General features: G+C 74.8%; 18 protein-coding genes. 10 read left to right on the top strand and 8 right to left on the bottom strand.

The genetic code is table 11. The annotated features are described in order from the left end of the window. The 6 genes from T328_RS34225 to T328_RS34200 form a co-directional block, all read left to right on the top strand. On the top strand, positions 1-2,772 hold a 2,772-nt coding region (locus T328_RS34225; RefSeq protein WP_496500161.1), incomplete at its 5' end, for a type I polyketide synthase. Positions 2,773-2,780: 8 nt separating this feature from the next. Continuing rightward, positions 2,781-8,645, top strand: a complete 5,865-nt coding sequence (locus tag T328_RS34220) for an alpha/beta fold hydrolase (RefSeq protein ID WP_496500160.1) — start codon at positions 2,781-2,783, stop codon at positions 8,643-8,645. Then, complete coding sequence (locus T328_RS34215; RefSeq protein WP_496500159.1) at positions 8,638-10,143, top strand: FAD-dependent monooxygenase; 1,506 nt, start codon at positions 8,638-8,640, stop codon at positions 10,141-10,143. The genes T328_RS34220 and T328_RS34215 overlap by 8 nt, the downstream gene beginning before the upstream one ends. Positions 10,144-10,455: 312 nt before the next feature. Then, positions 10,456-11,031 (top strand): TerD family protein, encoded by a 576-nt coding sequence (locus T328_RS34210; RefSeq protein WP_496500158.1) that lies wholly within the window; start codon positions 10,456-10,458, stop codon positions 11,029-11,031. Between the two features lie 103 nt (positions 11,032-11,134). Then, on the top strand, positions 11,135-11,998 hold the full coding sequence (locus T328_RS34205) for a J domain-containing protein (protein WP_496500157.1): 864 nt from the start codon (positions 11,135-11,137) through the stop codon (positions 11,996-11,998). Positions 11,999-12,127: 129 nt separating this feature from the next. Further along, positions 12,128-12,472 (top strand): rhodanese-like domain-containing protein, encoded by a 345-nt coding sequence (locus tag T328_RS34200; RefSeq protein ID WP_496500156.1) that lies wholly within the window; start codon positions 12,128-12,130, stop codon positions 12,470-12,472. A gap of 26 nt (positions 12,473-12,498) precedes the next feature. On the opposite strand, the gene T328_RS34195 is transcribed toward T328_RS34200, so the two are convergent. From T328_RS34195 to paaA, 5 genes are all read right to left on the bottom strand, one after another. Continuing rightward, positions 12,499-13,605 carry a 2Fe-2S iron-sulfur cluster-binding protein gene (locus tag T328_RS34195; RefSeq protein ID WP_496500155.1) on the bottom strand — a complete coding sequence of 369 codons (1,107 nt, stop codon included), beginning with the start codon at positions 13,603-13,605 and terminating at the stop codon, positions 12,499-12,501. Next, positions 13,602-14,216, bottom strand: a complete 615-nt coding sequence (gene paaD, locus T328_RS34190) for a 1,2-phenylacetyl-CoA epoxidase subunit PaaD (RefSeq protein WP_496500154.1) — start codon at positions 14,214-14,216, stop codon at positions 13,602-13,604. Before paaD ends, T328_RS34195 begins: the two co-directional genes overlap by 4 nt. Next, positions 14,210-15,007, bottom strand: coding sequence for a 1,2-phenylacetyl-CoA epoxidase subunit PaaC (gene paaC, locus T328_RS34185; RefSeq protein WP_496500153.1), 798 nt, complete (start codon positions 15,005-15,007; stop codon positions 14,210-14,212). The genes paaD and paaC overlap by 7 nt, the downstream gene beginning before the upstream one ends. Continuing rightward, positions 15,004-15,261 carry a 1,2-phenylacetyl-CoA epoxidase subunit PaaB gene (gene paaB, locus T328_RS34180; protein WP_496500152.1) on the bottom strand — a complete coding sequence of 86 codons (258 nt, stop codon included), beginning with the start codon at positions 15,259-15,261 and terminating at the stop codon, positions 15,004-15,006. The genes paaC and paaB overlap by 4 nt, the downstream gene beginning before the upstream one ends. Positions 15,262-15,566: 305 nt before the next feature. Further along, entirely contained in the window at positions 15,567-16,625 is a 1,059-nt protein-coding gene (gene paaA, locus T328_RS34175) for a 1,2-phenylacetyl-CoA epoxidase subunit PaaA (protein ID WP_496500151.1), read from the bottom strand. Between the two features lie 163 nt (positions 16,626-16,788). On the opposite strand from paaA, the gene T328_RS34170 reads away from it, so the two are divergent. Further along, the gene (locus tag T328_RS34170; protein ID WP_496500150.1) at positions 16,789-17,559 is read left to right on the top strand and encodes a DUF5819 family protein; all 771 of its coding nucleotides are present in this window, start codon (positions 16,789-16,791) and stop codon (positions 17,557-17,559) included. Positions 17,560-17,654: 95 nt separating this feature from the next. Here the strand turns inward: T328_RS34170 and T328_RS34165 are convergent, their stop codons facing one another. Beyond that, positions 17,655-18,878 (bottom strand): RNA-guided endonuclease InsQ/TnpB family protein, encoded by a 1,224-nt coding sequence (locus T328_RS34165; protein WP_496500149.1) that lies wholly within the window; start codon positions 18,876-18,878, stop codon positions 17,655-17,657. 176 nt (positions 18,879-19,054) lie between these two features. Here T328_RS34165 and T328_RS34160 point away from each other — a divergent pair, with 176 nt between their 5' ends. Together T328_RS34160 and T328_RS34155 are read left to right on the top strand one after the other, a co-directional pair. After that, on the top strand, positions 19,055-20,530 hold the full coding sequence (locus T328_RS34160; RefSeq protein ID WP_496500148.1) for an HTTM domain-containing protein: 1,476 nt from the start codon (positions 19,055-19,057) through the stop codon (positions 20,528-20,530). Positions 20,531-20,688: 158 nt separating this feature from the next. Further along, positions 20,689-21,441 (top strand): TrmH family RNA methyltransferase, encoded by a 753-nt coding sequence (locus T328_RS34155; RefSeq protein WP_496500147.1) that lies wholly within the window; start codon positions 20,689-20,691, stop codon positions 21,439-21,441. Between the two features lie 72 nt (positions 21,442-21,513). Here the strand turns inward: T328_RS34155 and paaN are convergent, their stop codons facing one another. Continuing rightward, positions 21,514-23,220 carry a phenylacetic acid degradation protein PaaN gene (gene paaN, locus T328_RS34150; RefSeq protein ID WP_496500146.1) on the bottom strand — a complete coding sequence of 569 codons (1,707 nt, stop codon included), beginning with the start codon at positions 23,218-23,220 and terminating at the stop codon, positions 21,514-21,516. Positions 23,221-23,312: 92 nt separating this feature from the next. On the opposite strand from paaN, the gene T328_RS34145 reads away from it, so the two are divergent. After that, entirely contained in the window at positions 23,313-23,927 is a 615-nt protein-coding gene (locus T328_RS34145; protein ID WP_496500145.1) for a TetR/AcrR family transcriptional regulator, read from the top strand. Positions 23,928-24,048: 121 nt separating this feature from the next. Here the strand turns inward: T328_RS34145 and T328_RS34140 are convergent, their stop codons facing one another. Next, the gene (locus T328_RS34140; protein WP_496500144.1) at positions 24,049-24,588 is read right to left on the bottom strand and encodes an Lrp/AsnC family transcriptional regulator; all 540 of its coding nucleotides are present in this window, start codon (positions 24,586-24,588) and stop codon (positions 24,049-24,051) included. Positions 24,589-24,768: the final 180 nt, after the last annotated feature.

Raw genomic sequence — 24,768 nt, 5'->3', positions numbered from 1 at the left:
GTGATGTTCGCCGGTGAGGCCGAGGTGCTGGGCCAGACGCGTTATGCGCAGCCCGCGCTCTTTGCGTTGGAGGTCGCTCTCTTCCGGCTGTTGGAGGGGTGGGGCGTTGTACCGGACTTTCTGGCGGGTCATTCGGTGGGGGAGATAGCCGCGGCTCACTGCGCGGGCGTTCTCGACCTGGCGGATGCGGCGTTGCTGGTGGCCACCCGGGCCCGGTTGATGCAGGAGATGCCGGACAGCGGGGTCATGATCTCCCTGCAAGCCTCTGAGGCGGAGGTCGTTCCTCGTCTCACCGAGGGTGTGACGATCGCGGCCGTCAACAGCCCCTCCTCCACGGTCGTTTCCGGTGATGCGGATGCGGCCCGTGCGGTGGCCAAGGGGTTCCGTTCGCGTGAGCTGCACGTCAGCCACGCTTTCCACTCCCCGCACATGGACGGGATGCTGGCCCCGTTCCGCGAGGTCGTCCGCACCCTCACCTTCCACCCGCCGCGAATACCGCTGGCCGGTGACGTAGACCGGCTGCTCGATCCGGAGTACTGGGTACGTCAGGTCCGTGAGCCCGTCCGGTTCGCCGACGCCGTCGACGCACTCCGCGCCGCCGGTGTGACCACGTACGTCGAAACCGGGCCCGACGCCGCGCTGACCGCCCTCGCCACGGAATGCCTGACCGACGGCGACTTCCTGACGGTTCCCCTGCAGCGCCGTACCCGCGACCAGCGCCACTCCCTCCTCACCGCCCTGGCCACCCTCCACACCCACCACGCCGCCACCCCCGACTGGACCGCCCTCCTCCCCGGCGCCCGCCTCATCGACCTCCCCACCTACCCCTTCCAGCACCAACACCACTGGCTCGCCCCGCCCGAGACCACGACGACGCTCGCCGCACTCAACTCCTGGCGCTACACCCTCACCTGGCAGCCTCACCACCCCCCGGCCACCACCTCTGCCTCTCCCACCCTCACCGGCACCTGGCTGCTCCTCACTCCCCCCGACGCGCCCCCACCCGCCGACCTGGTCGCGGCCCTCGACGGTGCCGGCGCGTCCACCACCGTCGACCCCGACCACCCCGGCCTCGCCGGCGTCCTCCACCTCGACCCCGACCCGGCCGCCACCCTCCGTCACCTCCACCGCCCCCAACTCGCCGCCGTTCCGCACTGGGTCCTCACCACCCACGCCGTCCACGCCGCTCTCCACGACCCGCCCCCCGACCCCGGCCAGGCCAGGACCTGGGGCCTCGGCCGGGTGGCCGCGCTCGAACACCCCGAGCGCTTCGCCGGACTCGTCGACCTGCCCCGCGCGCCCCGCCCCGACCACTACGTCCGTCTCGTCCAGCACCTCGCCACGTCTCACCACACCCACGAGACCCAGCTCGCCATCCGCGACGACGCCGCGTACGTTCCCCGCCTCACCCGCGCACCGCACGCCGGCCCACCCCCCACCACGTACCACTTCCGCCACACCTCCCTCGTCACCGGCGGCACGACCGGTATGGGGCTGCTCGTCGCCCGCCATCTCGCCCGCGCCGGAGCCGAACACCTGCTGCTCACCCGCGCCCCGGGCGCAGCGGCGGATGAACCGGCCGCCGAACTGATCGCCGAGCTGACCGCGTTGGGCGCCGGTGCCGTCACCGTCGCCGGCACCGACCTCCGCGACCGCGACGCCGTACGCGCCCTTCTGGCCTCCGTGCCGCCCGACCGGCCGCTCACCACCGTCATCCACACCGCCGAGGCCGACACCTGGTCCCCGCTGGCCGACCTGACCCCCGACGACCTCGCCGACGTCCTGTCCGTACGCGCCGGAGGCGCCGGCCTGCTCCACGAGCTGACCGTCGAACTGGGCCTGGACCCGGACGCGTTCGTCCTCTTCTCCTCCGTCGCCGGCGTGTGGGGCAGCGCGGGGCAGGGCGCGCACGCCGCGGGGGTGGCGTATCTGGACGCGCTCGCGCACGCCCGGCGCGCGGCCGGGCTGGCGGCCACCTCGATCGCCTGGGGGCCGTGGGCGGACGTGTCGGTCGGCGTGCCGGACGGCGCCGTCGACACGGACCGGCAGGCGCAGCTGGTGCGGCGCGGGCTGGGCGGGCTGCCGACCGGGCCGGCGCTCGCCGCGCTGCAGCAGGCGCTCGACCACGACGAGACCTTCGTCGCCGTCGCGGACGTCGACTGGGCGCGCCTCGCGCCGGTGTTCGCCTCCGTACGCCCCAGCCCCCTCCTTTCCGCCCTGCCCGAGGCGGCCGGGGCCCTGGGACACGGAAACGACGACGCCGAGGGCGCGGACGCGGCCGGCGACACCGGCACCTCCCCGCTCGCCGCGCGCCTGGCCGGGCTGGACCCGGACGAACGCGCGGCGGAGCTGCTGACCCTGGTACGTACGGCCGCCGCCGAGGTGCTCGGCCACCCCGGGGCGGCGGCGGTGGACCCGTACCGGCCCTTCCAGGACCTGGGGTTCGACTCGCTGGCCGCCGTGTCGCTGCGCAACCGGCTCGGCGAGGAGGCAGGGCTGTCGCTGCCGTCGACCCTCGTCTTCGACCATCCGACGCCGGCCGCCGTCGCGGAGTTCCTGACCGGCGAGCTGCTGGGCTCGGCCACCGCCGAGGCGCCGGAGGCCGCGTACGAGACCGCGTACGGGGCCGCGTACGAGCCCACGGGCCACGACCCCGCGTACGGCTCGCGCCCCGAGGTCGCGAAGGCCGTGGCCGGGTTCACCGACGACGAGTTGTTCGCGTTCATCGACGAGCGGCTGGGCGCCTTCGGGCCCGGCCGCGGCCACCAATGAGGACCCCCATGGCGAATACGGGCCACGAGAAGCGGCTCCGGGACTACCTGGAGCGCGTGACCGTCGACCTGCACGAGGCGCTGCGCCGGCTGCACCGGGCCGACCTGCGCGAGCGCGAGCCCATCGCCGTCGTCGGCATGGCCTGCCGCTTCCCCGGCGGCGTCACGACGCCGCAGGAGCTGTGGGAGCTGCTGGCCGCGGGCCGGGACGCGATCGGCGGCTTCCCCGCGGACCGGGGCTGGGACCTGGACGGGCTGTACCACCCCGACCCGGACCACCCGGGCACCAGCTACGTCCGGCACGGCGGCTTCCTGTACGACGCGGGCGACTTCGACGCCGAGTTCTTCGGCATCTCGCCGCGCGAGGCCCTCGCCATGGACCCGCAGCAGCGGCTGGCGCTGGAGACGGCGTGGGAGGCCGTGGAGCGGGCGGGCATCGACGTCTCCGCCCTCGCGGGCAGCCGGACCGGCGTCTTCGTCGGGACCAGCGGCCAGGACTACGGGATGCTCACGACGGCCACCGCCGACCGCGTCGAGGGCTACGTGATGACGGGCAACGCCGCCAGCGTGCTGTCCGGGCGGCTGTCGTACACCCTGGGCCTGGAGGGCCCGGCGCTGACGGTGGACACCGCCTGCTCGTCGTCGCTGGTGAGCACGCACGTCGCCGTGGGGTCGCTGCGTGCGGGGGAGTGCGAGCTGGCGCTCGCGGGCGGGGTGACGGTGCTGGCCACGCCCGCCGGGTTCGTGGAGTTCAGCCGGCAGCGGGGGCTGGCCCCGGACGGCCGCTGCAAGTCCTTCGCGGCGGCGGCGGACGGCACCGCGTGGGGCGAGGGCGTGGGGATACTGCTGCTGGAGCGGCTGTCCGACGCGCGCCGGAACGGCCACCCGGTGCTGGCGGTGATCCGCGGCTCGGCCGTGAACCAGGACGGTGCGAGCAACGGCCTGTCCGCCCCCAACGGGCCGTCGCAGCAGCGCGTCATCCGCGCCGCCCTCGCCGCCGCCGGTCTGGCGCCCGAGGACGTGGACGCCGTGGAGGCCCACGGCACCGGCACCCGGCTGGGCGACCCGATCGAGGCGCAGGCGCTGCTCGCCACGTACGGCGGGGGGCGGGCGGCGGAACGGCCGCTGTGGCTCGGCTCGTTGAAGTCGAACGTCGGCCACACGGCGGCGGCGGCCGGGGTCGCCGGGATCATCAAGATGGTTCAGTCGCTACGGCACGGGCAGCTGCCCGCCACCCTCCACGTGGACGAGCCGACGCCGCACGTCGACTGGGCGGCGGGGGGCGTACGGCTGCTGACCGAGCGTACGGACTGGCCGGCGGCGGACCGGCCGCGGCGGGCGGGGGTGTCGGCGTTCGGGGTCAGCGGCACCAATGCCCACCTGATCGTGGAGGAGGCACCGGCGGCGTCGGCGGCGTCGGATGACGGCGCTTCGGGCGGCGGCAAGGCCCCGCTGGTGATCGGCGCCGGCGCCGGCGCCGGTCCCGCGGTGCCGTGGCCGCTGTCGGCCCGTACCGAAGACGATCTACGCGCCCAGGCCGCCCGCCTGCACGCCCACCTCACCGCTGAGACACCGGCTGAAACACCCACCGAAACGCCCGCCGGAACACCGGCTGAAACGCCGGCGCTGGACACCGGGTTCACGCTCGCCGCGGGCCGGCGGTCGTTCCCGTACCGGGCGGTGGTGACCGCCGCCGACGTGGACGGCTTCGCGCAGGGCCTGCGGGCCCTGGCCGACGGGCGGTCGGCGGCGGGCGTCGTACGGGGGGAGGCACGGCCGGAGGGCGGCGGCGCCGCCGGCCCGGGGCCGGTGTTCCTCTTCGGCGGCGGCGGGTCCCACTGGGCCGGGATGGGCAGCGAACTCCTCGACGCCTCCCCGGTGTTCGCCGCGCACATCGCCGCCTGCGAAGTGGCGCTCGCACCGCACGTCGACTGGTCGCTCCGCGACGTCCTCCGGCACGCCGAGGGCCCCGCGCTGGAGCGCGCCGACGTCGTCCAGCCGGCGCAGTGGGCCGTCGCCGTGGCGCTCGCCGAGCTGTGGCAGGCGTGCGGCGTACGCCCCGCGGCCGTCGTGGGCCACTCGCAGGGCGAGATCGCGGCGGCCGTCGTGGCGGGCGGGCTCTCCCTCGCCGAGGGCGCCGCCGTCATCGCCCACCGCGGCGCCGTGCTGCACGGCCTCGCGGGGCAGGGCGGCATGGCCGTCGTACCGCTGCCCGAGGAGGTCGCCGCCGCCCGGCTCGCGCCCTGGGCGGGCCGGCTGACGGTCGCGGCCGTCAACGGCCCGGCGGGTGTCGTGGTCTCCGGGGAGACCGCGGCGCTGGACGAGCTGCTGGCCGCCCTCGGCGCGGAGGAGGTCGACGCCCGCCGGGTCAGGGTGGACTTCGCCGCGCACTCGCCGCAGATCGAGCCGCTCCGCGCCGAACTCCTCGCGGGCTGGCGGGACATCCGGCCGCGGCGCGGACGGGTGCGGTTCGTCTCGACGGTCACCGGGGAGCCCCTCGACACCGCCGGACTCGACGCCGGCTACTGGTACCGCAACGCGCGGAGCACGGTCCGCTTCGGGGCGGCGGTCGCCGGCCTGGCGGGGGCGGGACACCGGGCGTTCATCGAGGTGGGCGCCCATCCGGTGCTCACGGCGGCGGTGCAGGACGTCCTCGACGCGGAGGGCGCGGGACCGGACGCGGCGGTGCTCGGCTCGCTGCGACGGGACGACGGCGGCGCCGGCCGCTTCGTCACCGCGCTGGGGGAGGCGTACGCGGCCGGGCTGCCGGTCGCGTGGCCGCGGCTGTTCGCCGGCACCGGCGCCCGCCGCCGCGAGCTGCCCACCTACCCCTTCCGGCGCGAACGGTTCTGGCTCGCCCCGGCGGCGAAGGGCACGGGGGACACGGGTCTTGACGACTGGTTCTGGGACTACGTGCAGGAGCGGGACTCCGCGACCCTGGCGAAGGCCGTGGGCGCGGAGCGCGCCGCGCTGGACGCCGTACTGCCGGCGCTCGCCGAGTGGCGGGCCCGGGGGCAGGAGAGCGCCGCGCAGGACCGGCTGCGCTACCGGGCGGTGTGGCGCGCGGCGGCGCGGCCGGAGGACGCGGCGCGCATGGGCGGCGACTGGCTGGTCGTCGTCCCGGCCGGCGTCCACGCCCAGCCAAAGGCCGCAGCCGCCGCCGGGACCGCCGCCGCCGGGGCCGCAGCCGGGGCCGCTACCGACGCCGGGGCCGCCGCCGACGCCGGGGCCGGCACCGAAACCGCCGCCGCGGCCGGGACCGCCACCGCCGACGCCGCCGCGGCCGACGCCGTCGTACGGGCGTTGACGCAACGCGGCGCGCGCTGCCGCCTGCTGGCGGTCGACACCGCCACGGCCGAGCGCAAGCCGCTGGCCGAGCGGCTGCGCGAAGCCGCCCCGGAGGGCGCGGCGGGCGTGCTGTCGCTGCTGGCCCTCGACGCGTCGGGGCGGCCCGGCGACGACTTCCTCACCCACGGCATGACCGCCACCCTGGCCCTGGCGCAGGGCGCGGCCGACGCCGCGCTCGACGCACCGCTGTGGGTGGTGACCCGGGGCGCCGTCGCCGTGGACACGGAGGACGAGATCCCGCAGCCGGACCAGGCCGCGGTCTGGGGGCTGTGCCGGGCCGTCGGCCACGAGCACCCGGGGCTGTGGGGCGGACTCGTGGACCTGCCGAAGGAGGACGTGGCGAGGGCGGACGCGTCCCGGGAAGACGTGCCGGGGGCGGACGCGCCGGGCGGGGATCTGCCGCAGGAGGGCCCGCCGCGGGAGCGGCTGCCGAGCGAGGACGTGCCGTCCGGCAACCCGTGGTCCGGGCTGGCCGACGCGCTCGTGCTCGCCCTCGCCGGAGGCGGCGAGCGCTACGAGGACGAGCTGGCGGTACGTCCCGAAGGGGCCTTCGTACGTCGCCTCGTCCGCGCCCGCCCCACCCGGCCCCGCCCCGCGGGCCGCGCGGCCCGCTCCTGGCAGCCCCACGGCACCGTGCTGGTGGCCGGCGCGGACGACGGCCCGCGCGCCGCCGCCGCGCGCCTGCTCGCGGCCGGGGGCGCGGAGCACGTGCTGCTCGCCGGCGGCACCCGGCGGCGTACGGACGCGGAGGCCGCGGAGCTGACGGCCGACGGGATCCCGGCCACGGCACTCGATGCCTGCCCGAGCCTCGACGAGATGCTGGCGCACGTCCCGCCGGACCGGCCGCTCACCGCCGTCGTGCACACCGGAGCCGCGCCCGGGGACGTGCCGTTCGACCAACTCACGCCCGCCCGGCTGGCGGAGAGCCTCGCGGCGTCGGGGGAGGCCGGCGCGCTGCTGGTGGAGCTGGAGGGTCGGGCGCTGGAGGCGGTGGTGTGCTTCTCCTCCGTCGCCGCGACCTTCGGGGGCGTCGGCCAGGGGGCGTACGCGGCCGTCTGCGCGCACACCGAGGCGCTGGCCGAGGGGCTGCGGACGGCCATCGGACTGCCGGTGACGTCCGTCGCGTGGGGTCCGTGGAGCGGGGCCGGCGGGCAGGGGCAGCAGCGGTTCGCCCGCGCCGGTCTCGGCCTGCTCGGCCCCGCGGAGATGCTCCACGGCGTGCGGTGGGCCGTCGACGAGGACGAGCCGGGTGCGGTGGTGGCGGACGTCGACTGGGAGCGGTTCGCCCCCGCCTACGGCGCGGCCCGCCCCGCCGCCCTGCTCGCCGAGCTACCCTCCGAGCCGGTCTCCGACCCGCTCGTACGTCCCGGAGGGCCGGCCGGGGACACCGCCCGGCCGGCGTCGCGGCAGCGGCCGGCGTCGCGGCAGCGGCTGGCGGACGCCACCGGCGCGGAGCTGCGCGGGCTGCTGGCCGACCTGGTCAGGACCGAGGTGGCGGCCGTGCTCGGCCACGGCGACCCTGAGGCGCTGCCCGACCGGGGGCTGCTGGAGCTGGGCTTCGACTCGCTCACCACGGTCGAACTCCGCAACCGGCTCAACAGCGCCACCGGCGCCCGCCTCGCCGCGGCCGTGCTCACGCGGAACCCCGACCTGGCCGCGCTCACGGAGCAGTTGTACGCAGAGCTGTCCCCCGTTGCCGCACCCGGGACGCCCGGTTCGTACGACACGGGCGGCGGCGGCTTCCTGCCCGCGATGTTCCGCCACGCGCTGGCGCAGGGGCGGTCCCGGGAGTTCGTCGACCTGCTGGGCCGGGCGGCCTCGTTCCGTACGGCGTTCACCGGCCCGGACGACCCGGGCGCGCTCCCCGCGCCCGTCGCCCTCACCGCCGAGGGCGCCGGTCCGCTGCTGGTCGCGCTGCCCAGCGCGCTGGCGGCGTCCGGCCCCCACCAGTTCGCGCGGCTCGCCGCCGCGCTGCGCGGCGACGGCCACCGGGTGACGGCGCTGCCCCTGCCCGGCTTCCGCGCGGACGAACCGCTGCCCGCGAGCCTGCCGGCGCTGCTCGACGCCCTGGCCGCCGCCGCCGTGCGGGCGGCGGACGGCGAGCCGTTCGCCCTGGTCGGCTACTCCTCCGGCGGGCTCCTCGGGCACGTGCTGGCGGAGCGGCTGGGCGCCGCGGCCGTGGTGCTGCTCGACAGCCGGCCGCTGACCGCGTACCGCCCGGCGGACCATCCGGAGCTGCTCGACGGCGTCGCCGCGCGGATGGACCTCATCGACGACACCCGGCTCACGGCGATGGGCCGGTACCTGGAACTGCTGCACACCCTGCACCCGGAGCCCAGCGACGTCCCCACCCTGCTGGCCGCCGCGGAGCGGCCGATCCCGGCCCGGCCCGTGCCGTGGCCGCTGCCGCACACCGAGGTCGTCGTACCGGGCGATCACTTCACTCTGATCGAGGACCACGCCGCGACGACCGCCGCCGCCGTGAGCGCATGGCTGAGCAACGTCTGGAGAGCGAAAGATGAGTAACGACCGGGACCAGAGCCGGGACCGCCCTACGAAATCCGACCCCGTCGTCGTGGTCGGCGCCGGCCCGTGCGGCCTGGTGATCGCCTGCGAGCTGCTGCGGCTCGGCGTCCCGACCCGGCTGCTGGAGGCCGACACCGAGCCGCACACCGGCTCCCGCGCGGTCCTGCTGTGGCCGCCGACGCTCGACGTACTGGACGGCCTCGGCATGCTCGACGACGCGCTGGCGCGCGGCGTACGGCCCGCCGCCCTCGCGTACCACATGCCCGACGGCAAGACGCTGCGCGTCGCGCTGGGCGAGGCGAACGAACCGCTGGTGCTGCCGCAGCAGGAGACCACCCAACTCCTGCTGGGCGTGCTGGAGAAGCTCGGCGGCCGGGTCGAGTACGGGGTCCGCGTCAGCGACGTCAGCACCGCCGACGACACGGTCACCCTCCGCACCGAGGGCCCCGACGGCGCGACGGAGACCCTCACGGCCCCCTGGCTGATCGGCGCCGACGGCGTCGGCAGCACGGTGCGCCGGCAGCTCGGCGTCCCGTTCGAGGGCGGCAGCGTGCCGATGACGTTCGTGCTCGCCGAGGGGGAGGTGACCGGCGACTTCAGCCGGGACGCGGTGCAGTACTTCCTCGGCCACAAGGGCGCCGTGCTGCTGTCCCCGCTGCCGGGCGGACTGGTCCGTATCTCCGGCCCGGTCGCGCCCGACATGCCGATGACGCGGGAGGCGGTGCAGCAGCTGCTCGACGAACGCGCCCCCGCCGGCCTGCGCTACGTCTCCGCCACCTCCATCGACTCCTTCACCAGCCAGGAGCGCATCGCGAAGACGCTCCGCTCCGGCCGCGCGTTCCTCGCCGGCGACGCCGCCCACGTCCACTCCGTCGTCGGCGGGCAGGGCCTCAACCTCGGCATCCAGGACGGCCGCAACCTGGCCTGGAAGCTGGCCGGCGTGATCCACGGCACCCTGTCCCCGGCGGTGCTCGACAGCTACACCACCGAGCGGCGGGCCGTCGCCGAGCAGGTCGTCCAGACGACCGGCCGCATGATCCGGCAGGCCGCCGCCGGGCCCTTCGCCTCCCGCGTACGAAACGGCGTCTGGGCCCTGATGCAGGCCACCGGCACCCTGCGCCGCTGGTACGCGCCCATGCTGGCGGGCAGGCTGACCCGCTACCCCGACGTGTTCTTCGGCGCCCCCGCGCCCAAGTCGCCCCGCGGGCTGCCGGCCCCCGGCAGCCGTACGCCCGCCTGGGTCCCGGCGGCGAGCCCCGGGCAGGACGGCTTCCGCCTGCTCACCCTGGGGCCCGCCGGCGCCTCTCCCCTGCGGCCGGCCGCCGAGTCCCTGGCGGCCGGGCACCCGGACGTCCTCACCCACGACCACCTCACCCACCGCAGGGCGGGCTGGCTGCTGCTGCGCCCGGACGGGTTCGTCGCCGCCGCCGGCCGGAGCGCCGCGCAGCTGGCCGCGGTCGAGTCGCTTCTCGCCACGGTCGTCGGCGACGGGGCGTAGACTTGGAAAGCGCTGGTCAGGGAGGTATCAGGGAGGTGCTGTGACCAGCCCGTGGCGGTACCGGCCGCGCCCGCCGGGCGGGGCCGGATGTTTCACGTGAAACGCCCGGTCGGGGTAACGGCCCGCCCGGGGGGTTCCGAGCTGATCGGCGAAGGTGGTAGACCCGTGGGCACGAGGTCCGATTCGTCGCCGTACGCTGGCGGGAACCGAGGTCCTCGGGTGCTCGTTGCACCCGGTGGGTACCGCGGTCAGCCGGGCCCGGCAATGTTCGTCAAGCGGCGCGGCCCGCGCCGGATTGGGGCAGGGTAAGTCATGGGTGTCAGCCTCGCTAAGGGTGGAAACGTCTCGCTGACGAAGGAGGCGCCGGGACTCACGGCCGTCGTCGTCGGCCTCGGCTGGGACGTGCGCTCCACTACCGGTGCGGACTTCGATCTCGACGCGAGCGCACTGCTGCTCGGCGCCGACGGGAAGGTCTCCTCGGACCAGCACTTCATCTTTTTCAACAACCTCAAGAGCCCCGACGGCTCCGTCGAGCACACCGGCGACAACCTCACCGGCGAAGGTGAGGGCGACGACGAGCAGGTGAAGGTGAACCTGGCGGGCGTGCCCGCCGAGATCGACAAGATCTCCTTCCCGGTGTCGATCTACGAGGCGGAGAGCCGCCAGCAGAGCTTCGGCCAGGTGCGCAACGCCTTCATTCGCGTCGTCAACCAGGCTGACAACAACGAGATCGCCCGCTACGACCTCAGCGAGGACGCCTCGACCGAGACCGCCATGGTCTTCGGCGAGCTGTACCGCAACGGGGCCGAGTGGAAGTTCCGCGCCGTGGGCCAGGGGTACGCCTCGGGGCTGCGCGGCATCGCGCAGGACTTCGGCGTCAACGTCTGAGTTCTGAGCCGGTAACGGCTCTGGAGACGGGGACCCGCGGGCCTTCGGGCCGGCGGGTCCCCGTCCTGTCCCGGCACCGGGGGCCACCCCGTAGGGTGGCGGGGTGACCGAACCCGCGGAATCCGCCGAGCAGACCCCCCACGACGACGGTGGCGCCGACGACGGTGGCGCCGACGACGGTGGCGCCGAGGACGGTGGCGCCGAGCGGCTGGAGCGCGCCGTGCGGGCTGCGGAGCAGGCCCTCATCGAGTTCGAGGTGGCCGTCGAGACGTTCCGTATCGAGGTCGACAACTTCTCCCGGCTGCACCACCAGCGCCTCGGCCCCATGTACAGCCGCCTCGACGAGCTGGACGCCCTCATCGCGGAGGCCCACGCCGAGCGGACCGGCGACCCGGAGGACAAGCGCCGGGCCGACGAGGCGCGGGCGCTGGTGATGCCGATGCCCGGCGTCGAGGAGCTGTTCGGCGGCTGGCTCGACTCCGACGGGCTGTCGCCGGAGGCGGCCGACATGCTCACCGGCCGGCCGGTGTCGCCGCCGCCGCGGGTACGACCCAGCGAGGAGGCCCGCCGGCTCTACCGCGAGCTGGCCCGCATGGCCCACCCCGACCTCGCGCAGGACGAGCACGAGTCGGACCGCCGCAGCGCGTTCATCGCCCGCGTGAACACCGCGTACGCCTCGGGGGACGTGGCCGCGCTGACCGAGCTGAAGGCGGAGTGGCAGGCCGGGCCCGCGCCCGAGGAGCCCCGGCGCAGCCGCACCGAGGAGCTGTACGCGCGGCTGGAGTGGCTGGCGCAGCGGAAGGAACTGCTGGTGTCGGTGGCGAAGCAGCTGGAGGACGGCGCGATCGGCCAGATGCTGAAGCTGGCGCCCGATGACCCGGACCGGCTGCTGGAGGAGATCGCCGAGGAGCTGCTGGCGCGGGTCGCGGAGAAGGAAGCGAAGCTGGCGGAGCTGGCCCGCGGCTGAGGCGGCCAGCGGTGGAGGCGGCCCGCGGCTGCGTCGGCCCGTGCCTGAGCCGGGGATCGGCCGAGGCGGGGATCGGCTGAGCCGGGGAGCACCCGGGAGCGGCGGGCCGGGGTCGGGTAGCGTCGGGGCATGAGCTTTGGTCACGTACCCACGGTCGGCATCGGCGAGCTGGCGGAGGCCGACTTCCTGCTGGACGTCCGCGAGGACGACGAGTGGCAGGCAGGCCACGCCGAGGGCGCCCTGCACATCCCGATGAGCCAGTTCGCCGCCCGCTACGGCGAGGTGACCGAGGCGGCGCCGCAGGACGGCCGGATCAACGTGATCTGCCGCTCCGGCGGGCGCTCGGCTCAGGTGGCGATGTATCTGGCGCAGCAGGGGCTGGACGCCGTCAACGTCGCCGGGGGCATGGAGGCGTGGGCCGCCGCCGGGCGGCCCGTCGTGGACGACAAGGGCGCCCCGGGGCACGTGCTCTGACGCGGCACGGGTGTCCCCGCGCCGGGTCACCTGTCGAAGTCCAGCTCCACCTGCTCCGTCACCGGGTGCGACTGGCAGGCCAGCACGTAGCCGGCGGCCAGCTCGTCCGGCTCCAGCGCGTAGCTGCGGTCCATCCGGACCTCGCCGCGGACCAGGAACGCCCGGCACGTACCGCAGACGCCGCCCTTGCAGGCGTACGGGGCGTCCGGCCGGGCCCGTAGCACCGCGTCGAGCAGCTTCTCGCCCGGCCGCAGCGGCCAGCTGCCGGAGCGGCCGGCGAGGGTGGCGGTCAGCGTGCTGTGCTCGGGCACGACGGCGCCGGCGGCCGGGGGCGGGGGCGCCGGGGCGTCGTCGACGTGGAATACCTCCTCGTGGATCCGGCGGCGGGGTACGCCCAGGGCGCGCAGCCCGCGCTCCGCCTGCTGGATGAGCCCGAGCGGCCCGCACAGGAACCAGCCCGCGATCTCGGCCACCGGCAGCAGCGCGGGCAGCAGCCCCGCCAGCCGCTCCGCGTCCAGCCGCCCGGCGGGCAGCCCGGCCTGCTGCTCCTCGCGGCTGAAGGACTGCACGACCTGCAGCCGGTCGGGATAGCGGTCCTTGAGGTCGGCGACCTCCTCCAGGAACATCGCGGAGTCGGCGGACCGGTCGCTGCGGACGAGGCTGAAGCGGGCCGCGGGGTCGCGCCCGAGCAGCGTCGCGGCGAGGGAGAGCACGGGCGTGACGCCACTGCCGCCGACCACCGCACCGTAGCGCCCGCCGGGGACGGCGGCGCCGCGCAGCCCGAAGCGGCCGGCGGGGGTGAGCACGGGCAGGGTCTCCCCCGGCGCGAGCCGCTGGTTGACGTACGGCGAGCAGGCCCCGCCGGCGACCTCGCGGACGCCGACGGTCAGCTCGGCGGGCGCGGGGTCCTCGGGGGAGCAGATCGAGTAGGTACGGCGGTCGCTGGCGCCGCCGTCGGTGCCGGTGGGGATGCGCAGGGCGAGGTGTTGGCCGGCGCGGAAGCCGTAGGCGGTGCGCAGCTCGGGCGGCACGGCGAAGGTGACGGCGACGGCGTCGTCGGTGAGGCGGCGGACGTCGGCGACCTTGAGGTCGTGGAAGACGGCGTGCCCCCGGGGTGCGGCGGCGGAGGTCACCTCAGCTCCTTGAAGTGGTCGAAGGGCTCCAGGCAGGCGGTGCAGCGGCGGAGGGCCGTGCAGGCGGTGGAGGAGAACGGGGACAGCAACTCGGTGTCGGCAGCCCCGCAGCGGGGACACGTGACGCCTGCGGCGGGCGTGGCGGGGTCGGGGGCGGTGGCCGGCCCTGCGGGCACGTCGGCCGCCGACGCGGCGCCCCGGCGGGGGCCCAGCGTCACCGGCACCGGGCCGGACGGCCGGCTCGTGCGGGGTGGGGCTATGCCCGCCTCCGCCAGCTTGCGGCGGCCCTCCGCCGTGATGTCGTCCGTCGTCCACGCCGGCGCCAGCACGCGCCGCACGCGCACCTCCGCCACCCCGCCGCGCTCGCGCAGCACCCGCTCGATGTCCTCGGCCATGGACTCCACGGCGGGGCATCCCGTGTACGTCGGCGTCAGCTCGACCTCCACCGCCGCCGCGCCGGTCCTGCGCACCCCGCGCACCACACCCAGCTCCGCCAGCGTCAGCACGGGCAGCTCCGGGTCCGGCACGCTGCCGGCCAGCTCCCGCAGCCGCTCCTCCAGCGCGCTGCCCGCGGGTGCGGCGCCCGCCGGGGTCTCCGCGTCCGTCACCATGTCGCCCCCGGGTGGCTGCGGTGCAGATGCTGCATCTCCGCGAGCATCGGCCCGAACGGCTCCGTGTGCACGCCCTCGCGCCCGGCGCCGGCCGACCAGCCGGTGCCGCGCGGGCCCTCGGGCAGCGCGAGCGTGGCGCGGTCCAGCACGTCGCCCACGGCCTCCAGCCACGCCGCGTCCAGCCCGGCCCAGTCCACCGCGAGGCCCTCGACGGGCCGGAACAGCTCGCCCGTGTACCGCCAGAGCGCGTCGAGGCCGGCCTGCATCCGCGCGTGCGAGTTCGCGGTGCCGTCGCCGAGGCGCAGCGTCCACTGCTCGGCGTGGTCGCGGTGGTACGCGACCTCCTTGACCGCCTTCGCCGCGAGCGCCGCGAGTGGCGTCGGCGGCGCCGACGGCGAAGTGTCGCCGTCGGCCGCCAACTGCCCGTACAGCAGCTCCTGGTAGACGGAGAAGTACAGCTGGCGGGCGATCGTGTGGGCGAAGTCGCCGTTCGGCTGCTCGACCAACTGCAGGTTGCGGAAGGCGCGTTCCTCGCGGCGGAACGCCAGCTCGTCCTCGTCGCCGACGAGGGACAGCAGCGTGCGCGCCTGGCCGAGCAGGTCGAGCGCGATGTTCGCGAGGGCGACCTCCTCCTCCAGGACCGGCGCGTGGCCCGTCCACTCCGCGAGCCGGTGGGAGAGGACGAGGGCGTCGTCGCCGAGGGCCAGCGCCGCGGCGGAGGCCGCCGCGGAGATGGGGGCGGAGATGGGGGCGGCCGGGCCGGCGGTGGTTGGATCCGGGGCGGTGCTCACAGGTTCCGCACCCCCTCCGGCAGCTCGTAGAACGTGGGGTGGCGGTACGGCTTGTCGGCGGCGGGTGCGAAGAACGGGTCCTTCTCGTCGGGTGACGAGGCGGTGACCGCGGCGGACGGCACCACCCACACCGAGACGCCCTCCTGGCGGCGGGTGTAGAGATCGCGGGCGTTGCGCAGGGCCATGGCGGCGTCCGCGGCGTGCAGCGAGCCGGCGTGCACGTGCGACAGGCCGCGCCGGCTACGTACGAACACCTCCCACAGCGGCCAGTCCCCCGCCGCGGCACCCGCGCCGGCACCGGCGCCGGTCCCAAGGCCCGCGCCGCGAGGGCCCCCGCCCGCGCCGGGGCCCGCGTCCGCGTCAGAGCCGGAACTCGGGCCCACGCCGGCGCCAGGATCCACGCCCGCGGCGGAGCCGTCACCCGGGCCCGCGCCAGGGCCCGCACCCGCGCTAGAACCGGCACCCGGGCCCACGCCAAGGCCCGCCTCCGCGCCAGGTTCCGCACCGCCAGAGCCCGCAGCCGTACCCCGCCCCGCGTCCGCGTCCCCCGCTTCCGCGCTCACGCCGCCGCCTCCCCGGGCCCCGCGGCCCCGAGCGCCCGCTTCGCGGCGTACGCCGCGGCGGCCTCGCGCACCCACGCGCCGTCCTCGTGTGCCTGCCGCCGGCGGCCGAGCCGCTGCTCGTTGCACGGCCCGTTCCCCCGCAGCACCTCCTTGAACTCCGCCCAGTCGATGGCCCCGAAGTCGTGCTGCTCCCGCTCCTCGTTCCACCGCAGGTCGGGGTCCGGGAGCGTCAGGCCCAGGATCTCGGCCTGCGGCACGCAGATGTCCACGAAGCGCTGGCGCAGCTCGTCGTTCGAGTGCCGCTTGATCTTCCAGGCCATGGACTGCGCCGAGTGCGCCGACTCGTCGTCGGGCGGGCCGAACATCATCAGCGACGGCCACCACCAGCGGTCGACGGCGTCCTGGGCCATCGCGTGCTGCTCGGGGGTGCCGTGCGCGAGGGTGTGCAGCAGCTCGTACCCCTGGCGCTGGTGGAAGGACTCCTCCTTGCAGATACGGACCATCGCGCGCGCGTACGGGCCGTAGGAGCAGCGGCACAGCGGCACCTGGTTGATGATCGCGGCGCCGTCCACGAGCCAGCCGATGGCGCCGACGTCGGCCCAGGTGAGCGTGGGGTAGTTGAAGATCGAGGAGTACTTCTGGCGGCCGGCGTGCAGCTTGTCCAGCAACTCGTCCCGGCCGGTGCCCAGGGTCTCGGCGGCGCTGTAGAGATACAGGCCGTGGCCGGCCTCGTCCTGCACCTTGGCGAGCAGGATCGCCTTGCGGCGGAGCGAGGGGGCGCGCGTCAGCCAGTTCGCCTCGGGCTGCATACCGATGATCTCGGAGTGGGCGTGCTGGGCGATCTGGCGTACGAGCGTCGCGCGGTAGGCGTCGGGCATCCAGTCGCGCGGCTCGATGCGCTCGTCCGCGGCGATCTTCGCCTCGAACCCGGCCTCGAAGCCAGCCTCGGACCCGGCCTCGGGTACGCCTGGCGCCGCGCTCCCCGGGCCCGTACGAGGTCCGGAACCCGCCTCGGCTCCGGACCGGCCGCCTCTTTCGGTGATCGTCTCCGGCATCTCGGCTCCCGTATCCCCCTACCGACCGATCGTTCGGTTCCATGCTCCTTGGCCGGCCCTACCCTGTCAAGGTCGGTTTCTGCCCCCGCACGCTGCGCGGAGGCGGTCGGGGTGGGTAGCGTGCCGGTTCTGAGGACCGGAGGAGACGGGAGCACCGGGGGTTATGGAATCGCGCCAGCCGGATGAGAGCCGCGCCGGCATACCCGACGGCGGCTATGCCGCGGGACCGGAGGCAGAGCCGGAAGCGGCGTCGAGGCCGGAGTCGCGGCCGGCGCTCGGCATCGCCGGGCTGTCGCCGTTCTCGCGCGTCATCGTCGCCCTGGCCATCGCCGTGCTGGTCGGCGTCGTCACCGTGCACCTGGGCGCCGGCTTCCTGCACGTCGCGCCGGCGAACACGCTCAGCAAGAAACACGACGAGACGATAGACCGCGTCGTCTTCCCCGAATTCGAGCAGAACTGGCGGCTGTTCGCGCCCAACCCGCTGCAGACCAACATCCACGTCGAGGTGCGCGCCCGGCTGGAGATGCCCGACGGCGGCACCGAGGAGACCGGCTGGGTCGACCTCACCGCCATGGACCACGAGAACATCGAGGGCAACCCGGCACCCAGCCACACGGTGCAGAACGAGCTGCGCCGCGGCTGGGACTACTGGACCGACACCCACGACGAGGACAACCGCGCCATCTCCGACCGCGCCGACCTCGCCGAGGACTACGTCAAGCGCATCGTGATGCGGCGGCTGGGGCCCGTGCTGAACGACGGCCGGGTGGAGCGCATTCAGCTCCGCCAGGCGAGCCGCCGGATCCCGCCGCCGCCGTGGAGCGACGAGCGGTGGGACACCGCCCCGGTCTACCGCGAGCTGCCCTGGTGGATCGTCACGGCGGAGGACCTGATGGAGAGCGACCGCGAGGTGTGGGAGGAGAGCGCCCATTGACTGCTCCCCCGCCTGCAGGCGGGAGGTTCCCGCCTGGCCTTGCGGCCGTGCGCCCCTTGCGGGGCATCCTCGCGGCGTGTGTGGGGATTCCAGGCTCAGGCTGCCTCCCGGGCCAGCGGCCCGGGAGGTCTCACGCCCTCAGCACCTGCCGGGCTCAGACCCGCCCGGATGAGCATCACGTGCGCGGAGTTCTTGTCCCGTGGACTCACGGTTCCGCACGCGATACAGGTATAGGTGCGCTCACCCAGCGGCAATGCATGCTTGGCTCTCGTCATGCAGTGCGCGCAGTCCATCGTGGTGTGCGCGGGATATACCAGGTGCACGGAACGGCCGTACTTGCGGCCCATCTCGATCAGGGCACGCTTGGTGGCGCCGATGGCGGCGTCGGCGGCTTTCCTCGCCATGGTCGACTTCGCGAGGAACTTGGGGCGGAAGTCCTCGACCGCCAGGCAGTCGTGGTCCCGGACGACCTTCCTGGCCCATTTACGGCCGGTGTCCTCACGCTGCCGGGCGACCTTCTTGTATGCTTTCGCGCGCAGCTTCTTCGCCTCGCGGTACCCCTTCGATCCAGGCTGCCCCTTCGCTGGTCTGCGGCGCGCCATCATCCGGTCGTACCGGCTCAGCTTCGCGGCGGCCTTCTTTCCGTGCTGCGGGTGGGGAAGGCTATGCGCGTCGGACGTGGTGGTCGCGGTCTCCTTCACGCCCCAGTCGACACCGATCACACGCCCGGTTTCGGGCATTGCCTCGGTCGCGGCGGGAACGACGAAGGAGCAGTACCAGGCGCCGGTGGCGTCCTGGTACACGCGCACGCTGGACGGGGGCCCGGGCAGCCTCCGCGACCACACCACCCGAAGGATGATTCCGCCGGCGAGGTGCAGGCGGCCGTCCTTGAGGCGGAATCCGCGCCGGGTGTAGTTGAGAGTCGGCCTGGCTTCGCGTTTCTTCTTCCACCGGGGCATCCCCGCCCGCTGCCGCATCGGCAGCTGTTCCCTGATGTCCTTCTGTGCCTTCGCCCTCGACTTGCCGAAGTCCCGAATCAACTGCTGCTGAGGGACACTGGAGCCCTCACCCAGCCACGCCGTGGTTTTGCGGGCCTCGGTCAGCATCTTGTCGAGCTGCGCCGGGCCACACGTCGTCCTCTCGCCGGTGGCCCTGTTGTATGCGTGCACGGTCTTGGACTTCGCGACGCATTCGTTCCACAGCCACCGGCATCGGTCCCACTCGGCTTCGACTGCGCGCCGGGCCGACGACGAAAGGCGCAGGCGGTAGGTGTACCGGGCGTGCCCGGCAGCCTCGCCCGTCTCCGCTTTCGTCGTCACGTTCGCCAATCTATCCGGGAGGACTGACAGTTGAGAGCTCTTGATCTGTGCGGGCCGCCTCACCACCGTTACGGAGCGGCCTGTCACCCCGGGGGCGAAACCCCGTTCCTTGCCCAGCTCCACAGGAGTCCGATTCCTCACCGGGCTGACGCCCGACGCACCCTCGGAGGAAACCGGTGACCTCGGCACCGCACACACCCCCCACGCCCCCCGAGCCCCCCACACCTCCCGGGCCCTCCGCACCACCCGCGTCCGGCACGCCGCCCGCGCCCGACGGGCCGCCCACGCCCCCGGAGGTCCCGTCGGCGCGCGAACTGCGCCGGCGCTTCGAGGACGCCCTCACCCGGGGCCTCGGCCACGTCACGACGCGGACACTCGGTCCGTACCAGACGGCGGTCGTACGCATCGGCTTCGCGTTCACCTGGCTGTGCTTCCTGCTGCGCGAACTGCCGCACCGGCACGAGCTGTACGGACCGGACGGGCCCTGGAGCTTCGACCTCGGCAAGCGGCTGACCGACGAGACCGACGCGTTCACGCTGCTGATGTGGTCGCGCAGCGACTTCTGGTTCGAGATCGTCTATCTGCTCGCCGTGGCCGCCAGCGTGATGCTGCTGGTGGGGTGGCGGACGCGGACGGCGTCCGTGCTGTTCATGGTCGGCGTGCTGTCGCTGCAGAACCGCAGCATCTTCATGGGTGACGGCGGGGACAACGTCATCCACCTCATGGCCACGTACCTGGTGGTCACGCGCTGCGGCCAGGTGTGGTCGCTGGACGCCCGCCGGGCGCGGCGGCAGGTGGCGCGCGGGGGCGCGGGCGCGGCTGTGGGCGCGGCTGCGGGCGCCGGCGAGTCCGGGGGCGGGGAGCCCGGCGCGGGGGCGCCGCGGGACCTCGCCGGGGTGGTGCTGTGGGCGGTGCTCGGCGCGGCGCTGCTCGTCGTCACCGCGCTGGGGCACCTGACCTGGGGCTGGTCGCTGATCTTCTGGGGGCTGTGGGTCGCGAACGCGGTGTGGTGGGCGGCGCGGCGCGCCGCGTCCGACGAGCCGCGGACGGTCTGCGACGTGCTGGCGAACCTCGCGCACAACGCCGGACTGCTCGTGATCATGGCCCAGGTCTGCTTCATCTACGCCACCGCCGGCTGGTACAAGGTCCAGGGCACCCGCTGGCAGGACGGCACCGCCGTCTACTACCCGCTGAAACTGGACTACTTCACCCCCTGGCCCGGCCTCGCGGACATGATGGCGGACAACGGGACCATGATCATGCTGCTGGGCTACGGCACGGTCATCGTGCAGGTCGCCTTCCCGTTCACCCTCTTCAACCGGCGGTTGAAGAACGTGCTGCTGACCATCATGATCATCGACCACGCGTCGATCGCCGTGATCATGGGGCTGCCGTTCTTCTCGGCGGCGATGATCTCGGCGGACCTGGTGTTCCTGCCGACGGTCTTCCTGGTGTGGGCGGGCGCCAGGGTCACGGGGGCGAAGAACCTGCTCCTGGGCCGGGTGTCGGGTGGCTCGCCCCCGCGGTCGAAGGGCCCGGAGGCCGACCCGGGCGGCCCGGCCGCCCCTGCGGACACGGGGGACCCGGGGGACCCCTCGATCCCGGCCCAGGCGGGCTCCCCGGACACGCGCGAGGAAGCCCACCCGGCCTGAGGCGCGGGCAGGCAGGCGGTACGGGTCGGGCGTGCGCCCGGCCGGGCCGCCGTCCGGGCCCGGTGCGGTCGCCAGGACCGTCGCCCCGCCCCGGACCGGCGCTGGGACCCGGGCGGACCGCCGACCGGGTGCCGGCCCGGGCCGCGTAGGCTCGGCGCATGACCGGGGACGTCCTACGGCGGTGGCGCGCGGGCGCCGCGGACGACGGGGTCGTGCTGCTCGACGGCTTCCACGCCCTCAAGCACGCCCTGCGCTTCGGCGCCGCCGTACGGATCGCCGTCACGGCCTCACGCGCCGACGCGCTCGTCCTCGCCGACGAGCTGGCCCCCGATCTCGCCGCACGCCTCGACGGCCTCCTCACTGAGGTACCCGACCGGGAGCTGCGCGAGCTGGTGCCCCGGCGCCACCCCACCGGCGTCGCCGCCCTGGCCGACCGGCCCGACGCGGCGGCGGTGCTCGCCGCGCTGCGCGCGCCCCGCGCCGCGCCGGTCGTCGTCCTCGACCATCCCCGCAACCTCGGCAACGTCGGCGCCGTCGTCCGCCTCGCCGCCGGCATGGGCGCCACCGGCGTCGTGACCACCGGCGACGCGGACCCCTGGCACCCGGGCGCGGTCCGCGGCGCCGCCGGGCTGCACTACGCCACCGCCGTCGCCCGCCTCCCGCTCGACGACCTGCCCGACGCCGCGCCCGGCCCGCTCTACGCCCTCGACCCCGCCGGCGAGGATCTGCGCACCCTGCGGCTGCCGGACGACGCGCTCCTCGCCTTCGGCTCCGAGCGGCACGGCATCTCCCCGGCCCTGCGCACGCGCGCGGACCGGCTCGTCTCGCTGCCGATGCGCCCGCAGGTCTCCAGCTACAACCTCGCCACCAGCGTGGCCATGGCGCTCTACCACTGGTCCAGTCCGCGGTAGCCCGAATCACGGGGTCTGAGGGCGGAGCCGCCAGATTCATTCACCGCCGCACCTCGCGGGAGGCGCTGCGCGCTACGCCGGGCGCCGCACCTCCACCATCCGGAAGCGGTTCGCCACGAACGCCCCGTCCGTCAGCGCCGCGTTCGCCGCCGGGTTGCCGCCGGAGCCGTGGAAGTCGGAGAAGGCCGCGGTCTGGTTCACGTACACCCCGCCGGTGAGGTTGAAGGACAGCTGCGCCGGCTCCTCCATGCACGCCTCCTCGATGAGCCGCTCCACCTCCGTCGAGGTCGTGTACGCCCCGACGGTCATGGCGCCCCTGTCGCGGATCGTGCGCCGCAGCAGCTTCACCGCGTCGGCCGTCGAGTCGACCGCGACCGCGAACGACACCGGGCCGAAGCACTCCGTCATGTACGCCGCCTCGGCCTCCGGCTTTGCGCCGTCCAGCTTGACGATCACCGGCGTCCGTACCGTGGCGCCGGTGAACTCCGGGTGGACCACCGCCCGCGTGGCCAGGGCGACCTCGCCGAGCCCCGGGGCCGCCTCCAGCCGCTCCCGCACGCCCGGGTTGACGAGCGCGCCGAGCAGCGCGGCGGCCCGCTCGTCGTCGCCGAGGAGCTTGTCGACCGCGGCGGCGAGGCCGGCGACCACCTCGTCGTACGACTTGCGGCCCTGGTCGGTGTCGATGCCGTCCCGGGGGATCAGCAGGTTCTGCGGGGTGGTGCACATCTGGCCGCTGTAGAGCGAGAGGGAGAAGGCGAGGTTGGCGAGCATGCCGCGGTAGTCGTCGGTGGAGTCGACCACGATCGTGTTGACGCCGGCCTTCTCCGTGTAGACCTGCGCCTGGCGGGCGTTGTCCTCCAGCCACTCGCCGAAGGCGGACGAGCCGGTGTAGTCCACGATCCGGATCTCCGGGCGCAGCGCCAGGGACTTGGCGACGCCCTCGCCGTCCCGCTCGGCGGTCAGGCACACCAGGTTCGCGTCGAAGCCGGCCTCCGCCAGCACCTCGCGGGCGGCCTGCACCGTCAGCGCCAGCGGCAGCACGGCCCGCGGGTGCGGCTTGACCAGCACCGCGTTCCCCGTGGCCAGGGAGGCGAACAGGCCCGGGTAGCCGTTCCAGGTCGGGAACGTGTTGCAGCCGATGAGCAGCGCGACGCCGCGCGGCACGGCCGTGAACGTCTTGCGCAGCTCCAGCGGGTCCCGCTTGCCCTGCGGCTTGGACCACTCGGCGACCAGCGGCGTGCGGCTCTGCTCCGCATACGCGTACGCAACGGCCTCCAGGCCGCGGTCCTGCGCATGCGGCCCGCCGGCCTGGAACGCCATCATGAACGCCTGCCCCGACGTGTGCATCACGGCGTGCGCGAACTCGTGGGTGCGGGCGCTGATCCGGGCCAGGATCTCCAGGCACACCAGCGCGCGCAGCTCGGGTCCCGCCTGCCGCCACGCCCCCGTCGCCGCCCGCATCGCGGGCAGCAGCACATCGGGGTCGGCGTGCGGATACGTGATCCCCAGCTCCACCCCGTACGGCGAGGACTCGTCCCCGGCCCAGCCGTCCGTGCCGGGCTGGCCGAGGTCCACACGGGTGCCGCGCAGCGCCTCGAACGCCGCCTTCCCGTCCGCGGGGGCGCTCTCGCCGTACGCCTTCGGGTGCTCGGGGTGCGGGGACCAGAAGGCGCGGGTGCGGATGGCGTCCAGCGCCTGGTCCAGGGTCGGGCGGTGCTTCTCGGCGAGCGCGTCGAGCGGCAGAGCGGCGGGTGCGGCGGTGGCTGCGGGGGCGGGCATGCGGAACCAACTCCTCGTCGAGCTGGGCGGAAATCGGGCTTCGCGGCTAGAGTAACCGAATGATCGGTCGGGGCAAGAGAGGCTGTGGATAAGTGGCCGAGAGCAGGCGGACAGGCGCGCAGAGCGGCGCGAAACGGGACACGTACACCCCCGAGACGCTCCTCGCCGTGGCCGTCGAGGTCTTCCTGGAGCGGGGGTACGACGGCACGTCGATGGAGCACCTCTCCCGCGCCGCGGGCATCTCCAAGTCCTCGATATACCACCACGTGCGCGGCAAGGAGGAGCTGCTGCACCGCGCGGTCAGTCGCGCCCTCGACGGCCTCTTCGGCGTCCTCGACGACCCCGCCGCGCGCACCGGCCGGGCCGTGGACCGGCTGGAGGCGGTCGCCCGGGGCACGACCGCGGTGCTGATGGCGGAGCTGCCGTACGTCACGCTGCTGCTGCGCGTGCGCGGCAACACCGAGACGGAGCGCTGGGCCATGGAGCGGCGGCGCGAGTTCGACGCCCGGGTGGCGGCGCTGCTCAAGGAGGCGGTGGCGGACGGCGACCTGCGGGCGGACGTGGACGTCCGGCTGGCGACGCGGCTGCTCTTCGGGATGATCAACTCGATCGCGGAGTGGTACCGCCCGCGCGCGGGCAACGCCCACGACGACGCCGAGGTCGCGGCGGCCGTGGTGACGCTGGCCTTCGCGGGCCTGCGGACCTGACGGCGCGGGCCTGCGGACCTGACGGCGGGGGCCAGGCGGACCTGACGGTGGGGGCCAGGCGGACCTGAAGGTGGGGGCCACGCGGACCGGGACCCGGCGCGCCGGGCCCTCCGGCTCGTACTCAGCTCAGCAGGTCGTTCTGCACGTCCGTCTCCTCGAAGACCAGCAGCGTGCGCGTCGACAGCACCTCCGGAATCGCCTGGATCCGGGTCAGCACCAGGTCGCGCAGCGCCCGGTTGTCCTCCGTGTGCACCAGCAGCAGCACGTCGAAGTCCCCGCCCACCAGCGCGATGTGGGCCGCGCCCGGCAACTGTTCGAGCTGCCGGCGCGCCGTGCGCCAGGTGTTCTGGACGATCTTCAGCGTGATGTACGCCGACGTCCCCTGCCCCGCGCGCTCCTGGTCGATACGGGCGGCGAAGCCGCGTATCACGCCGTCGTCGATGAGGCGGTTGATGCGGGCGTAGGCGTTGGCGCGGGAGACGTGGACCTGCTCGGCCACGGAGCGTACGGAGGCGCGGCCGTCGGCGCGCAGGATGCCGATGATCTCGCGGTCGACGGCGTCGAGCCGGCGGGCCGGCGGGCGCGGCGCGGGCGGCGCGGGCGCCGCGGGGGCGGTGGCGTGCAAGTCGGGGCTGTCGTCGGCCAACTGTTCTTCCGCCATGCCGCTGCGCCTCCCCTGTCTGGACGACCTGCTGGTATTGGAAGTTGTGCAGAACCGTTTGTCCACAGGCTGGGGTTCCCTGTAGCCAAAATGTGCCGTCAACCGAACAATCGGTAGGGAGTGCACGAGGTCTCAGCAACGCAGCAACGCCTGCATGCACGGCCCGCTGGAACGCCCAGA

The organism is Streptomyces sp. CNX435 (genome assembly GCF_059570575.1).
This window is presented reverse-complemented; position numbering and strand designations above follow the sequence as displayed.